The organism is Sulfuriferula sp. AH1, assembly GCF_002162035.1.
Lineage (GTDB): Bacteria > Pseudomonadota > Gammaproteobacteria > Burkholderiales > Sulfuriferulaceae > Sulfuriferula.
Genome location: NZ_CP021138.1, coordinates 2,731,503 through 2,746,456 on the forward strand (window position 1 = coordinate 2,731,503; position 14,954 = coordinate 2,746,456).

Consider the following 14,954-nt stretch of genomic DNA (forward strand, 5'->3'; position numbering starts at 1 on the left):
GTCAGAATAAACGCGCCGCCTGTTTGGCCTTGGCTTTATCAGCCTGCTTATCCTCGACGATCACTTTATCGCCCGCCATCAATTCGTCCCCCAGCACCTCGGTTTGCTTGGTATCGGTCAGGCCGGCCTTGATCCTGACCAGCACGGGTTGATCCGCACGCAGCAGGTAAACGACGCTGCCGCGAAGACGGCGCGCGGATTTGTCGGCAGTTTTGCCATCACCGTCTGCCGCAGGTTTGAAGCGCAATGCCGCATTGGGCACCAGCAAGGCGTCATTGCGGCGATCAATTTCGATATTGACGTACGCAGTCATGCCCGGCAGCAGCACAAAATCAGGGTTGGCGACGGAAACGACGACATCATAGGTCACCACGTTCTGCTGATTGGTAGGGTTGAGGCGAATCTGCCTGACGCTGCCGACGAAATTGCGATCGGGATAGGCGTCTACCGTGAAATGCGCAGGCTGGCCCACTTTAATCCCGCCCACATCGGCCTCGGCGACCGTGGTATCGATCTGCATTTTGCTCAAGTCCTGCCCGATCTTGAACAGGGTCGGCGTTTGAAAACTGGCGGCTACGGTTTGACCGACGTCGACCGAACGATCGATGACCGTGCCGGATACGGGGGAGCGGATCACGCTGTACGCCAGATTGGTCTTGTCGCGCTGCAGTTGCGCTCGCGCCACCTCGAGCTGGGCGCGAGCACCCGCTACCGCATCTTCGGCCTGATCGACATCCTGACGCGCAACGTAATCCTGCTTAAGCAGGCTCTGCTGCCGCGCCGCACTGGTTTGCGCCAGTTTCAGTGCGGCCTGGGCGCGGATGACATTGGCGGAGCTCTGCGCGATTTGCGCTTTCAATAATGCCGGGTCGAGTTCCAGCAGGATCTGCCCTGCCTTGACCTGCTGGTTGTAATCCGCATGCAACGCCTTGACCACACCCGACACTTGCGTACCCACATTGACCAGCACCACCGGGTTCAGCGTGCCGTTGGCAGACACGTAACGCACCAGATCACCCCTGACCACTTCGACCATGCGGTAGCGCTCTGCAGCAGGCCGGGCCTGTTTGCCATGGAAATAAACGTAACCGCCCCCGGCGACCAGCAAAACGGCCAATAGCCATAACAGTTTGCCAGGTTTCATATGTTATTTTTCCTCATCCTCATGATCCCGATAAAAATTGCGCTCGGCTTCGGTCAAGTGCCTAATCAATAGATGCGACACGATATTAATGCCTATCCCTGCCGTAACCAGCGGCAGCAGATACAGCGCCATCGACAGCTCGGACGTTAACAGCCTGTCGTCCCAGATAGCGCGGGTATGCGCAGCCTCGTTCGCCAGGTGATGCAACAACACCGCATCTATGCCTGCCACGGCGATCAACGTCAGCCCCAGTAGCAATACCGTCATCCGGGAAATGGAATGCTTGACCAGCATGACGGCATATATCCCGCCCGGGATGAGCAAAGAGAACAGTATCACCAGCAAAAACTCAATCCAGAATTGCCAATCGATGATATTCACGATTACTCCAAATGTCCGATTGCCTGTGCCAATGCCACTTTGGCGATACGCCAGTTATATTGGGCCTGCACACGCTGGCTGCGCGCACTCGCCAGACTGGATTGCGCGGTCAGCACATCGAGTATGTTACCGACGCCTGCGCGATAGCGCCCGAGCGCCATTTCAGCCGATGCAGTCGCGCTCCGGATGAGGTCGGCAGTCGCATCGAGCGCTGCGGTTTCCGTGGCAAGGTTTTGCCACGCCCGCCATACGTCGAGCGCGACCTGATTGCTCAATTGGGCTTGCTGCGCTTCCTGCGCATTCGCCTGCGCTTGTGCGGCGCGAATTTGATAGGTGCTGTTGAAGCCAGTGAAAATCGGCACGTTGACGGCAACGCCCAAACTGCTGCCGTTGCCGTTAAAACTGCCGTTATCCTGATAACTGGTATTGCCGGTGAGCGACAATGCCGGCTTGCCTGCCGCTTCCTTCGCCCTCACCTGGGCCTGAGCGGCGCGCAACTGCGCGGCGGCGGCTTGCAAATCCGGGCGCTGCTGTTGCGCCTGCAGGATCAGGTCACGCACATTGCCGACCAGATCCCTGGGCATCACGTCATCCGCAGAACCACTCAGATTCAACGCATGATCGGCATCCCAGCCCATCGCGTTAGCCAGCACGCCTTGTGCGACCCGCAGATCACCCTCGCCGCGCAATGTTGCCAGGCGCGCCTGGGAATAGGCAGTTTGCGCCTGCAACACATCGGCGCGCGTATTGGTACCCGCCTGATAACGCGCATTGGCAGCATCGAAACTCGATTTGGCCGAACTCTCCGCCTCATGCAACGCATCGACCTGGGCTTGCGCGGCAAAATACTGGTAATACGCCTGCACTACGGCAAGGTAAACCGTATTCACGGCCTGATCCTGATTGCGATTGGCCGCTTCCAGCGTCGCTTGTGCAGCATCACGCTGGGCGCTGCGCGCCCCGAAATCAAATAGCAGGTAATTAATGGATAAACCCAGATTGCGATTGGTTGCGGTCAATCCGGTAAGCACACTGCGGTCGTGACTGATGCCGGCCGTGCCATTGACCGTGGGCAAATACGCGCTTTGGGCGCTCCCCACCTGCGCCGCAGCCACGCGTGCATTTGCCCACGCGGTACGCGTCTGCGGATTATTGCACAGCGCGACATCGATTACGTCGGTCAGGCTCATTACCGTGCGCGGTATCGCGCAATTGCGATCAAGATAACCCGTGACGCCCGGCGCGACCTTCGCATTCACGCTGAAAGGATCGCTGCCCGACATCTGACCAGCCAAGTCGTTGTCAGCCGCCTGCGCAGTCAATGCCAGACAGCAGCACCCGTACAAAAAATTTCGGTTAAACTTCATCATTCGTCTTTATAGTTTATCGATAGATCACATGCCCGAGTTACCTGAAGTCGAAACCACATTGCGCGGCTTGTTGCCCCACACTCTTCATCGCACGATTATGAGTGTCAGTATACGCAATCCGAAGCTGCGCTGGCCCATCCCCTCCAACCTCGCCGAGCTGACCCGACATCAAGCCATCCATGCGCTGAGCCGTCGCGGCAAATATCTGCTCATGCATCTGGATAACGGCACTGTCATCATACACCTGGGCATGTCCGGCAGTTTGCGCATACTAGACAGCGAAACCCCCACCGGGGTTCATGATCATCTTGATATCGTGCTTGATAATCAGCAGTGTATCCGCTTGCGTGACCCCCGTCGATTTGGCGCGGTGCTGTGGGCCGAACACGATGCACTCGCCCACCCGCTGCTGGCCAGCCTCGGCATGGAACCGTTATCCGACGACTTTAACGGCGATCTGCTTTACCGCAAGTCGCGTGGCCGCAGCAGCCCGGTCAAGGCCTTTATCATGGACAGTCATATTGTGGTTGGGGTAGGCAACATCTACGCCAACGAAGCGCTTTTTCATGCCGGCATCCACCCCACGCTTGCTGCGGGCAAAATCAGCCGCCCGCGCTATGCACGTCTCGCACAGGCCATCCGCGACACATTAAGCAAGGCCATCATCGCCGGCGGCAGCAGCCTGCGCGATTTTGTCGGCAGCGACGGCGCCGCCGGCTACTTCCAGCAACAGTATGTTGTATATGGCCGCACCGGCTTGGATTGCCGCATTTGCGGCCAGCCGATACAACAACTGCGACAGAATCAGCGCACCACGTTTTATTGTCCGCACTGCCAAAAAAAATAACTCCATTTTTTACTGAAAACGTTATACTTATCAGAAACTAAGCTTACAATTGGATAATAAATAATCACTGCGCTGCAGCGTTTGGAGGCCACATCGTGTCAAATTTAACTTTAGCCCAACAATTCGAACAATATGGCGCTTGGCGCGAGGGGCTGGCTACACAAATCGGCCATTACCGTGACTGGCTTAATCACGAAGAAATCAACGACTGGCAAATCGATCTGCGCCTGCAGCATCTGATCGACCGCCTGGCGGAAGACAAGCTCAATGTCGCCTTCGTAGCCGAATTCTCCCGCGGCAAATCCGAACTCATCAACGCGATATTTTTTGCCGACTACAAAAAACGCCTGCTGCCATCGACTGCCGGCCGCACCACCATGTGCCCGACCGAGCTGCTGTACGATGCCAGCCGCCCGCCTTCGATACAGCTGTTGCCCATCGCCACCCGTGCCGGCAATGTTACCACCACCGAATACAAACGCTACCCGGACGAATGGACCACTATCCCGCTCGACGTTGATTCGGCCGACGCAATGCTGGAAACACTGCAGCGCGTCAGCGAAACCCAGCAAGTCAGCAAGGAAGAAGCGGAAAAATACGGCCTGTATCGCGCGCAGGATGCGGATTCGCTGCTTACCGTCTCCGCCGACGGCACGGTAGAGATTCCGCGCTGGCGTCACGCCATCATCAATTTCCCGCACCCGCTTTTACAAAAAGGGCTGGTTATTCTGGATACCCCGGGACTCAATGCGATCGGCACCGAACCGGAACTCACACTCAACCTGTTACCGAGTGCCCATGCGATCATTTTCATTCTGGCCGCAGACACCGGCGTCACCAAATCCGATATCGAGGTCTGGCGCAACCATATCGCGCCGATACAGGGCGGCCATCGCGGGCGTTTGATCGTACTCAACAAAATTGACGGCTTGTGGGACGATCTCAAATCACAGGAAGCCATCGACGCCGAAATCCAGAGTCAGGTAGAGAGCTGCGCCAATTTGCTTGGCCTGCAAAACAAACAGATATACCCGGTTTCCGCGCAAAAAGGCCTGCTCGCCAAGATCAGCAATGACGCCGCCCTGCTGGCCAAAAGCCGGCTGGAGGAACTCGAGCATGCCCTGAGCGATGAACTCATCCCTTCCAAACAGGACATCGTGCGCGACAACACCGCCAGTGAAATGGGCGACCTCGTCACCAGTACCCGCGAACTGCTGGGCGCACGCCTCAAAAACGTGGACGAACAGCTGGAAGAACTCACCGGCCTGCGCGGCAAGAATGAGGAAGTCGTGCAGCACATGATGACCAAGGTCGAAGAAGAAAAGGCGCATTTTGAAAAAGGCCTGCAGCAATTCCAGGCGCTGCGCAGCGTATTCTCGCACCACTCCAACGAATTATTCAGCCATCTGGGCATGGATCGCATCAAGACCGAAGTGCGCGACACCCGTATCGCGATGGAAAACAGCCGTTTTAGCTCGGGCTTGCGCAGCGCAATGAGCTCATTCTTTGCCAAAGTCGACCAGAACATCACTCATTCGGCGACCCAGATTGATGAAATCAAGGAAATGATGGCGGCGATGTACAAGAAATTCAGCACAGAGCACGGCTTGACCGAAGTTACGCCGCCGACGTATTCAACCTTCAAATACAAGAAGGAAATGGACCGGCTGGAAAAGAGCTACAACGAGCACTTCAACACGTTGCTCAACATGCTGACCAACGAACAACACACCCTCACTGCCAAATTCTTCGAAACGCTGGCGAGCCGTGTGGTCAACATCTACGAAGTTGCCAACCGCGAAGCAGACAGCTGGCTAAAAGCAGTGATGGCGCCGATGGAAACCCAGGTGCGGGAACACCAAATGCAATTGCGCCGCCGGCTGGAAAGCATCAAGCGCATCCATAAAGCCACCGATACGCTGGAAGATCGCATTGCCGAATTGCAGGAGATGCGCATCAACATCAATAATCAGCTGAATGCACTGGACAAGCTTGACCGCGATATCAAATATGCATTGGTCGCCGCGCTAAATCAGGAAAACGCCATCGCGGCATAAACACTCATCAACCGGATTTCAGCGGCCGCGAGCGGCTGGAATCCGGGCTATTACTTGCCGTTTTCCCGCTCGAACACCACCTGACCTTCCACCAGTGTGTGCGTCACGACACCCTGCATTTCATAACCCAGGAACGGCGTATTCTTGCCCTGGCTGCGCAACACAGCCGGCATGACTGTCCAGCGTATTTCAGGGTTAAAAATACACACATCGGCTGAGTGACCTACGGCCAGATGGCCCGCATCCAGCCCCAGAATAGCCGCCGGCCGTTGCGTAATACGCGCGAGCGCATCGCTCAGACTGACACGCTGTTCCGCCGCCCACTTCAATGTCAATGGCAACAACAGCTCCAGCCCGGTAGCGCCTGCTTCCGACTCGCCGAACGGCATCTGCTTGGCGTCGTCATCCACTGGCGCATGGTTGGAACACAATGCATCAATGACCCCCGCAGCCAATCCGGCACGGATAGCATCGCGATCGCGTATCGCACGCAACGGAGGAATCAGGTGATAGTTGGGGTCGAAATAGCCGATATCCATATCGGACAAATGCAGGTGATTGATGCTGACATCGCAACTTACCTTGAGCCCTTCGGCTTTCGCTATCCGCACCATCTCGACACCCTGCGCTGAAGACAGGCGACACAAGTGCACGCTGGCACCGGTTTCGCGGGCCAGCAGCAGGATCGTCGCTATGGCTATGGTTTCGGCACTGTACGGAATCCCGGGTAGCCCCAGACGCGTGGCGACAAAACCGTCATGTGCGACGCCGCCTCTGGCAAGATAGGCATCCTGCGGGCGCAACCATACGGTAAACCCGAAGGTGGCGGCATATTCCATTGCGCGCACCAGCACTTGCGTATCGGAAATCGCCGCATCGGCCTGCGAAAAGCCGACGCAGCCTGCATCACGCAATTCGGCCATTTCCGTCAACCGCTCGCCTTCCAGCTTTTGCGTCAGCGCGCCGATAGGGTAGACGCGCGCCTGGTTCAGGTTCTGCGCACGGAATTTCAACATTTCCACCAGACCCGGTTCATCCAGCGGCGGATCGGTATCCGGCGGGCAAGCCAGACTGGTGACGCCACCGGCACACGCAGCATTCATTTCCGACTCCAGCGTAGCGCGATATTCGAAGCCCGGCTCACGCAAGCGCGCAGCGAGGTCGACCAGACCGGGACACACGATGCAATCGCTGGCATCGATGACCCGATGAGCGTGAAAGCCTTCCGGCCCGGTGCCGATGGCGGCAATCTTGCCTGCCGCAATAAATACGTCGGCACGCTGGTCGACGCCATGTTTTGAATCGATCACGCGCCCGTGTTGAATTTGAATATTCATGTTAATTACCCGCCAAAATGCTCATGACTGCCATCCGCACTGCAATGCCGTAGGTTACCTGCGGCAAAATCACCGATTGCTTGCCGTCCGCCACGGCGGAATCGATCTCCACCCCGCGGTTCATCGGGCCAGGGTGCATGACAATGGCATCCGGGCGTGCCAGCGCCAGTTTTTCCTGGGTCAGGCCGTAGTATTTGAAATATTCCTGCGCGCTCGGCAAACGCGCACCGCGCATCCGTTCGTTTTGCAGCCGCAGCATGATGACCACATCGACGTCTTTCAGCCCTTGCGTCATATCGTGATAGACATGCACGCCCATCTGCTCCACGCCCGTTGGCAACAGGGTCTTGGGTGCGATAACACGCACTTCCGGAACGCCCAGCGTGGTGAGCGCATGAATCTGCGAACGTGCCACACGTGAATGCAGGACGTCGCCAACGATGGCTACGCGCAGGTTATGAAACTCGCCTTTGAATTTACGAATCGTAAACATATCCAGCAATCCCTGGGTGGGATGGGCATGGCGGCCATCGCCGGCATTTACCACATGGATATGCGGTGCCACATGGCGGGCGATCATATGCGCAGCACCCGATTGCGCATGGCGCACCACGAACATGTCGGCCTGCATCGCAGCCAGATTGTCCACCGTATCCAGCAAGGTTTCGCCTTTGCTCTGGCTCGACGCGCTGATATTGAGATTGATCACATCGGCGGACAAGCGCTTGGCGGCGATCTCGAAAGTAGTGCGTGTGCGCGTTGACGGCTCGAAGAACAGATTGAAAATCGCCTTGCCGCGCAGCAACGGCACCTTTTTCACTTCCTGCTCGCTTACCGCAATAAATCCTTCCGCCGTATCGAGTATCTGCGTCAGGATTGCGCGCGGCAAACCGTCTATCGTCAATAAATGACGCAAGCCGCCGTCTGCATTGAGTTGGGGATTTAAAGTCATTTGAGATCCACTAATTTCAAACCAAGATTCGCGTCATCATCCCGCACCAGATGGATATGCTGATGTGCAGGCACCCGCAACGCCGCGCCGACAAAATCAGCCGCAATCGGCAATTGCCGGTCGCCGATACGGTCTATCAGCACAGCCAGATGGATGCACGCCGGACGCCCGTAATCAAACAATGCGTTCATCGCTGCGCGCACGGAACGTCCGGTATACAGCACATCGTCAACCAGCAGGATATCGCGCCCTTCTACCTCAAACGGCAAATGTGTCGGCTTGACCTGTGCATGCAGACCGATACTTTCAAAATCGTCGCGATAGAACGAGATGTCGAGACTGCCATGCGGCATGGCCGGATTGAGCAAGGGGTGCAAATGTTCAGCCGCCCAGACGCCGCCGGTATACATCCCCACCAAAACCGTATTGGCTGTCAGCGTTGGCTTGATCGCTGCCGCCAATTCGGCAATCAGCGCGTCCGCATTGGGCAATATGAGTGAATTCCCATCAGGCAAGTTCATGAGCGGATTCCGATTCATCAAAATACTGTTGCAAAATTTGTTGTGCGGCGACCTGATCGAGCATGGCTTTCTGCTTGCGGCCATACACACCTGACCCGGTTAACGCCATGCTTGCTGCGGTTGAGCTGTAACGCTCATCGACCCATGCCACAGGCAATCCAAAACGGCCTTTAAGCCTATTGGCAAAGCGCAAACAAGTAGGGGCAAATTCATGCGGCGTGCCATCGTTGTGATGCGGCATGCCGACTACCAGCAATACTGGACTCCATTCGCCGATCAGCGTTGCGATGCGCTCAAAACGCACTGCGTTCACCTCGCTGCTTATGGTTTCCAGCGGATGCGCCAAAGCCAGTTCCAGCGTCCCCACCGCCACACCCACGCGTCTTAGGCCAAAATCGAACCCCAGCACGGTGCCTGCGCGGCACTTAAGCGTGTCCGGCATCTTCGGACAAGTTGGCGTAATCCACACCCAGCAAGCGCATCGCCGCTTCCAGCCGCTCTTCGGCAGGCAAATCAAATATCACCTGGGTATCTGCGGCAACTGAAAGCCATGCATTCTGCGCCAGCTCGTCTTCCAGCTGACCCGCTCCCCAGCCGGCATAACCCAGCGAAACCATCATCTTGTCGGGACCGCCGCCTTCGCCGATCGCATCCAGAATATCCTTGGAGGTAGTGAGCCCCAGCGTGTCATTGACAGGCAAGGTAGATTGCCAATGACCCACCGGCTGATGCAGCACAAACCCGCGCCCGGTATCTACCGGGCCACCAAAATATAAAGTCTGCTGTGCCAGTTCTGTGCGGATCAGCGGTGTGCCGATCTGCGTAAACAGCTCGGCCATATTCATGTCGATAGGACGATTGACAATCACCCCGAGCGCACCTTCTTCATTGTGTTCGCAAATATAGGTAAGCGTGCGTGCAAAACGCTCGTCTGCCATGCTGGGCATGGCAATCAGGAAATGGCCGGTGAGGTCGACAGTCTGCATAATAAGTGAATTGTAACGGCCTCGGACAGGAAGTACAATTTGTTAACGACCGGATGCAGACAAACGAATAAATAGGCTTGAATCGATACGATAAATTATTACAGCAATCCGGCCATGGCATAGGCCGCAACCCGCTCATGCATGCAGATCGAGCCACCGTTCGGGCAGCTTCAATAAATGGCAGACATTCTCACGCTCCGCCTGCGACATTAAATTCACCAGACCGACATATCCGTCACGCAAGTTGTATACCTGACGGTAACCATGCGCCTTGGCGATTTCACATGCCTCGCACGAACGGTTGCCCGTGCGGCACACAAAAATTACCGGCGTATCGGGTGCCGCGATTCTTGCCACCTCCACCGCAAATCCCGGGTTGGGATCCCACTCCGGGGTATACAGGGGAATATGGTAGGAACCGTTTACATAGCCAATGTCCTCGCGTTCATGCAAAAACCTGACATCGATAATGACTGCATCGGGTTGGCGCGCCAGCAAGCCCGACAATTCATGGGGGCTAATCTGCAACATGTTAAACCTCCGCTGATTAGTGTTTAAAATGGGCGCAACCAGTCAATTACATTTGAGTTCCGCCTGTCTGAACAAAATGTAAGCAATGTATATGCCAATGAAATCAGCGTCTTTTGCAGCAAAAAATGCGGTTTTTTGTTAATTTCTCGACAACAGTGATGAAATTTGTCATGACCTCGCCAGCCGCTGCAGACTGGCTTAAGCCCCTGATTCAACGTATCATAAACCCTTTCCGTTGTTTCCTGAATCGCCATGACCGACCGCACCGCATTACTCCACGCCGCACTTAAAAACCGCATCCTGATCCTGGATGGTGCAATGGGCACCATGATCCAGAGCTACAAGCTGGAAGAAGCGGACTATCGCGGGGAGCGCTTTGCCGATTTCGGTCATGATCTCAAAGGCAACAACGACCTGCTGGTGCTGACGCAACCCCACATTATCCGCGCCATCCACGCCGCCTATCTGGAAGCCGGTGCCGATATTCTGGAAACCAACAGTTTCAATGCCACGGCCATCTCCATGGCGGATTACCACATGGAGCATCTGGTCTATGAGCTCAATGTGGAAGCCGCCAGACTGGCGCGCAGCGCTGCGGACGAATACAGTGCGAAGACGCCGGACCGACCGCGCTTTGTCGCCGGCATTCTCGGCCCTACCAGCCGCACCGCCAGCATGTCGCCGGACGTCAATGACCCCGGTTTCCGCAACGTCACCTACGATGAGTTGATAACCACTTACACCGAGGCCATCCGCGGCCTGCTCGATGGCGGCGCGGATATCCTGATGGTGGAAACCATCTTCGACACGCTCAACGCCAAGGCCGCACTATTCGCTATCCAGAAATTCTTCGACGAAAACGATTGCCATGTGCCAGTGATGATTTCCGGCACGATTACCGATGCATCGGGACGCACCTTGTCCGGGCAGACCACCGAAGCCTTCCTCAATTCGGTGCGCCATGTACGTCCGCTGTCAATCGGCCTGAATTGCGCCTTGGGCGCGCATGAATTGCGCCAGTATGTCGAGGAGCTGGCCACCAAGGCCGACTGCTACGTTTCAGCCCATCCCAATGCCGGACTGCCCAATGCATTCGGCGAATACGACGAATCCCCTGAAGCCATGGCGGCGCAAATCGGCCCGTGGGCAGCTGCCGGCATGCTCAACATTATCGGTGGCTGCTGCGGCACCACTCCTGCGCACATCCAGGCGATCCGCGAGGCAGTGGAAAACCACCCACCGCGGCAAATTCCGGACATCGAGCGCAAATTGCGCATTTCGGGCCTGGAACCATTTAACCTCGGTGCCGGCGACCTGTTTGTCAACGTCGGCGAACGCACCAACGTCACCGGCTCCAAGATGTTCGCGCGCCTCATCATCAACGGCCAATACGACGAAGCCCTGGCAGTGGCACGCAATCAGGTCGAAGCCGGCGCACAGATCATCGACATCAACATGGACGAAGGCATGCTCGACGCGGAAGCGGCGATGGTGCGCTTCCTCAACCTCATCGCCTCGGAGCCCGACATCGCCCGCGTACCGATCATGATCGATTCGTCCAAATGGTCGGTGATCGAGGCCGGGCTAAAATGCGTGCAGGGCAAATGCATCGTCAACTCCATCTCCATGAAGGAAGGTGAAGCCGAATTCATTGAACGCGCCAGACTGTGCATGCGCTATGGTGCTGCCGCCGTGGTGATGGCCTTCGACGAGGTCGGTCAGGCCGACACCCAGGCGCGCAAGGTGGAAATCTGCACACGAGCCTACAGGATCCTCACCGAACAGCTCGATTTCCCGCCCGAAGACATCATTTTCGATCCCAATATCTTCGCGGTGGCAACCGGCATCGAAGAGCATAACAACTATGCTGTCGATTTCATCGAGGCCACCCGCGAGATCAAGCGCACCTTGCCATTTGCCAAGATTTCCGGCGGCGTGTCCAACGTGTCGTTCTCGTTCCGCGGCAATGAACCGGTGCGCGAGGCGATCCATACCGTATTCCTCTATCATGCCATCAAGGCCGGCATGGACATGGGCATCGTCAACGCCGGGCAGCTGGGCGTGTACGACAACATCCCGGCCGACCTGCTGGAGCGGGTCGAGGATGTCATCCTCAATCGTCGCCCTGACGCCACCGAACGTCTGGTGGAGTTTGCCGAAAGCGTCAAAGGTTCGGCCAAGGAACAGGTCGAAGACCTGAGCTGGCGTGAGGCGCCGGTCGGACAGCGCCTGACCCATGCGCTGGTCAAAGGCATCACCGCCTATATCATCGAAGACACCGAGGCCGCCCGGCTAGAAGCGGAGCGCCCGATCCACGTTATCGAAGGCGCGCTGATGGACGGCATGAACGTAGTCGGCGACCTGTTCGGCGAAGGCAAAATGTTCCTGCCACAGGTGGTCAAATCAGCCCGCGTGATGAAACAGGCGGTCGCCCACCTCATCCCGTTTATCGAAGCGGAAAAAGCCCTGAGCGGCGAATGTGCCGAGGCCAAAGGCAAGATCGTCATGGCCACGGTAAAAGGCGACGTGCATGACATCGGCAAAAACATCGTCGGCGTGGTACTGGCATGCAACAACTACGACGTGGTCGATCTGGGCGTGATGGTACCTGCCGCCAGGATACTGCAAACCGCGATTGACGAGAAAGCCGACATCATCGGCCTGTCCGGCCTGATTACGCCGTCGCTGGAAGAAATGGCGCACGTCGCCAAGGAAATGGAGCGACTGGGCATGAAACTGCCGCTGCTCATCGGCGGGGCCACGACATCGCTGGCGCACACTGCAGTCAAGATCGAACCGAATTACAGCGGCGCCACCGTGTATGTGAAAGACGCTTCGCGCGCAGTCGGGGTCTGTACCCAGCTGCTGTCGCCCGATTTGCGCGATGCCTATATGGCGGAAATCAAGGCCGATTACATCCGCATCCGCGAAAGCCACAAGGGCAAACGCGCCCAGTCCAAACGCGCCACGCTGGCACAGGCCCGCGCTAACGCACTGGTCACCGACTGGCAGACTTACACCCCGCCCGTGCCCAAACAACTCGGCATCCGGGTGTTCAAGGACTACCCACTCGCCGAAATCGCGCGCTACATCGACTGGACGCCATTCTTCCAGACCTGGGAACTGCATGGGCGTTATCCGAAGATACTGCAGGATGAAGTGGTGGGCGAAGAAGCGCGCAAGCTGTTTGCTGATGCCCAGGCCATGCTCAGGCGCATCATCGACGAAGAATGGCTGCATGCCAGCGGCGTGATCGGCCTGTTCCCTGCCAACCGCGTGGATGACGATATCGAAATCTATACCGATGAAACCCGCAGCTCGGTCGCCATGACCTACCATGCGCTGCGCCAGCAAATGGAAAAACCGCCGGGCCGACCGAACATGTGCCTGGCCGATTTCATTGCGCCCAAAGACAGCGGCGTCAAGGATTATATCGGCGCCTTTGCAGTGACGGCGGGGCTGGATATGGACGAGCGCGTGGCAGCCTATGAAAAAGCCTTCGACGACTACAACGCGATCCTGCTCAAGGCGCTGGCCGACCGTTTTGCCGAGGCCTTCGCCGAGTGCATGCATGCCCGTGTACGTCGCGAATTCTGGGGTTATGCCGCCGACGAAAAACTCAGTGACGACGAGCTGATCGACGAAAAATATCGCGGCATCCGTCCTGCACCCGGCTATCCCGCATGCCCGGAACACAGCGAAAAAGCCGGGCTGTTCGCGCTGCTGCACGCCACCGAGAATACCGGCATGCAGCTCACCGAGAGCTATGCCATGCTGCCCGCTTCCAGCGTATCCGGATTCTATTTCTCGCATCCCGAATCCAGCTATTTCGCTGTCGCCAAGATCGACCGTGACCAGCTCGAAGATTACGCATGCCGCAAGAACTGGGATATCGCGACGGCCGAACGCTGGCTGGCACCTAATCTGGGTTATGAATAAGCGGGTATTGCCGGCTTATTTCGGCGTTATCCTGATCTGGTCAACCACGCCGCTGGCAATTCAGTGGAGCGGCGCGGGTGACGATTTCGTATTCCCGTTATTGGCACGCATGGCAATCGGCTTGCTCGCCTGCGTCATTCTGCTCATCGTATTGGGTCTAAAACTGCCTCTGCACCGCGCTGCGCTGCATGCCTATACAGCCGCGACGGCAGGCGTATTCGGCGCCATGCAGCTGGTTTATTGGGGCGCACGCTTTGTGCCGTCAGGGCTGATTGCCGTGCTATTCGGTCTGGTTCCGTTATTCACCGGCATCATCAGCCTGCTGCTCGGCAATGAGGATCGCCTCAACCTTGCCAGATTGACTGGAATTATCCTGGGGCTGGCCGGGCTAGGCGTCATTTTCGGGGCAGGTACGCATATCGGCACACAGAGCATGCCCGGATTTTTAGCCGTACTTGCCGCGGTAATGGTGCAAGCGGGCAGCCTGGTATGGGTCAAGCGAGTCGGGGCTGACGTGCCTGTGTTAGCGCTTACTACCGGTGCATTGACTATCTCAGTGGCATTATTATTGCCCTTATGGTGGCTGCTATTCGGACATGTGCCGACCATGAACATGCAGGCCAGCCTATCCACGCTGTATTTGGGCGTGTTCGGCTCGGTGATAGGGTTCACCTTGTATTTTTACGTCACCAAACACCTGCAGGCCGGACAGGTGGCGCTCATTACGCTGGTCACGCCGGTGAGCGCATTATTGCTCGGACAATGGCTCAACCATGAACAGGTCAACATCGATATCTGGCTGGGTACGGCATTGATACTGCTGGGACTGGGCGTGCATCAATGGCAACAGCTCGCTCCGGTTTCTAGGGTAAAATAAACTTTATTTCGC

13 protein-coding genes are annotated in these 14,954 nt (G+C 56.9%); 4 read left to right on the forward strand and 9 right to left on the reverse strand.

Annotation, left to right across the window (positions count from 1 at the left end; all coding sequences use genetic code 11):
• Position 1 precedes the first annotated feature (1 nt).
• Genes CAP31_RS13730 through CAP31_RS13740 form a run of 3 tightly spaced genes read right to left on the reverse strand, consistent with a single transcriptional unit; the run spans position 2 to position 2,895 of the window.
• Complete coding sequence (locus tag CAP31_RS13730) at positions 2-1,144, reverse strand: efflux RND transporter periplasmic adaptor subunit (RefSeq protein ID WP_087448051.1); 1,143 nt, start codon at positions 1,142-1,144, stop codon at positions 2-4.
• A 3-nt stretch (positions 1,145-1,147) separates the two neighbouring features.
• A complete protein-coding gene (locus CAP31_RS13735) occupies positions 1,148-1,525 on the reverse strand; it encodes a hypothetical protein (RefSeq protein WP_223247294.1) in 378 nt (125 codons plus the stop codon).
• Positions 1,526-1,527: 2 nt separating this feature from the next.
• Positions 1,528-2,895 (reverse strand): TolC family protein, encoded by a 1,368-nt coding sequence (locus CAP31_RS13740; protein WP_087448053.1) that lies wholly within the window; start codon positions 2,893-2,895, stop codon positions 1,528-1,530.
• 28 nt (positions 2,896-2,923) lie between these two features.
• On the opposite strand from CAP31_RS13740, the gene mutM reads away from it, so the two are divergent.
• Positions 2,924-3,742, forward strand: coding sequence for a bifunctional DNA-formamidopyrimidine glycosylase/DNA-(apurinic or apyrimidinic site) lyase (gene mutM / locus CAP31_RS13745; RefSeq protein ID WP_087448054.1), 819 nt, complete (start codon positions 2,924-2,926; stop codon positions 3,740-3,742).
• 95 nt (positions 3,743-3,837) lie between these two features.
• Positions 3,838-5,799, forward strand: coding sequence for a dynamin family protein (locus CAP31_RS13750; protein WP_087448055.1), 1,962 nt, complete (start codon positions 3,838-3,840; stop codon positions 5,797-5,799).
• Positions 5,800-5,849: 50 nt separating this feature from the next.
• Here the strand turns inward: CAP31_RS13750 and CAP31_RS13755 are convergent, their stop codons facing one another.
• The 6 genes from CAP31_RS13755 to CAP31_RS13780 all read right to left on the reverse strand — a co-directional run bounded on the left by CAP31_RS13755 (position 5,850) and on the right by CAP31_RS13780 (position 10,126).
• Positions 5,850-7,136 carry a dihydroorotase gene (locus CAP31_RS13755; protein ID WP_087448056.1) on the reverse strand — a complete coding sequence of 429 codons (1,287 nt, stop codon included), beginning with the start codon at positions 7,134-7,136 and terminating at the stop codon, positions 5,850-5,852.
• Between the two features lies 1 nt (position 7,137).
• The gene (locus CAP31_RS13760) at positions 7,138-8,088 is read right to left on the reverse strand and encodes an aspartate carbamoyltransferase catalytic subunit (RefSeq protein ID WP_087448057.1); all 951 of its coding nucleotides are present in this window, start codon (positions 8,086-8,088) and stop codon (positions 7,138-7,140) included.
• On the reverse strand, positions 8,085-8,609 hold the full coding sequence (gene pyrR / locus CAP31_RS13765) for a bifunctional pyr operon transcriptional regulator/uracil phosphoribosyltransferase PyrR (RefSeq protein WP_087448058.1): 525 nt from the start codon (positions 8,607-8,609) through the stop codon (positions 8,085-8,087). Before pyrR ends, CAP31_RS13760 begins: the two co-directional genes overlap by 4 nt.
• A complete protein-coding gene (ruvX, locus tag CAP31_RS13770; protein ID WP_087448059.1) occupies positions 8,596-9,051 on the reverse strand; it encodes a Holliday junction resolvase RuvX in 456 nt (151 codons plus the stop codon). Before ruvX ends, pyrR begins: the two co-directional genes overlap by 14 nt.
• Positions 9,035-9,595, reverse strand: coding sequence for a YqgE/AlgH family protein (locus tag CAP31_RS13775; protein WP_087448060.1), 561 nt, complete (start codon positions 9,593-9,595; stop codon positions 9,035-9,037). The genes ruvX and CAP31_RS13775 overlap by 17 nt, the downstream gene beginning before the upstream one ends.
• A gap of 135 nt (positions 9,596-9,730) precedes the next feature.
• Positions 9,731-10,126, reverse strand: coding sequence for a rhodanese-like domain-containing protein (locus tag CAP31_RS13780; RefSeq protein ID WP_087448061.1), 396 nt, complete (start codon positions 10,124-10,126; stop codon positions 9,731-9,733).
• A gap of 252 nt (positions 10,127-10,378) precedes the next feature.
• Here CAP31_RS13780 and metH point away from each other — a divergent pair, with 252 nt between their 5' ends.
• Positions 10,379-14,065: a methionine synthase gene (gene metH / locus CAP31_RS13785; protein ID WP_087448062.1), complete on the forward strand. Its 3,687-nt coding sequence runs from the start codon at positions 10,379-10,381 to the stop codon at positions 14,063-14,065.
• Entirely contained in the window at positions 14,058-14,942 is an 885-nt protein-coding gene (locus tag CAP31_RS13790) for a DMT family transporter (protein ID WP_087448063.1), read from the forward strand. Before metH ends, CAP31_RS13790 begins: the two co-directional genes overlap by 8 nt.
• Positions 14,943-14,954 lie beyond the last annotated feature (12 nt).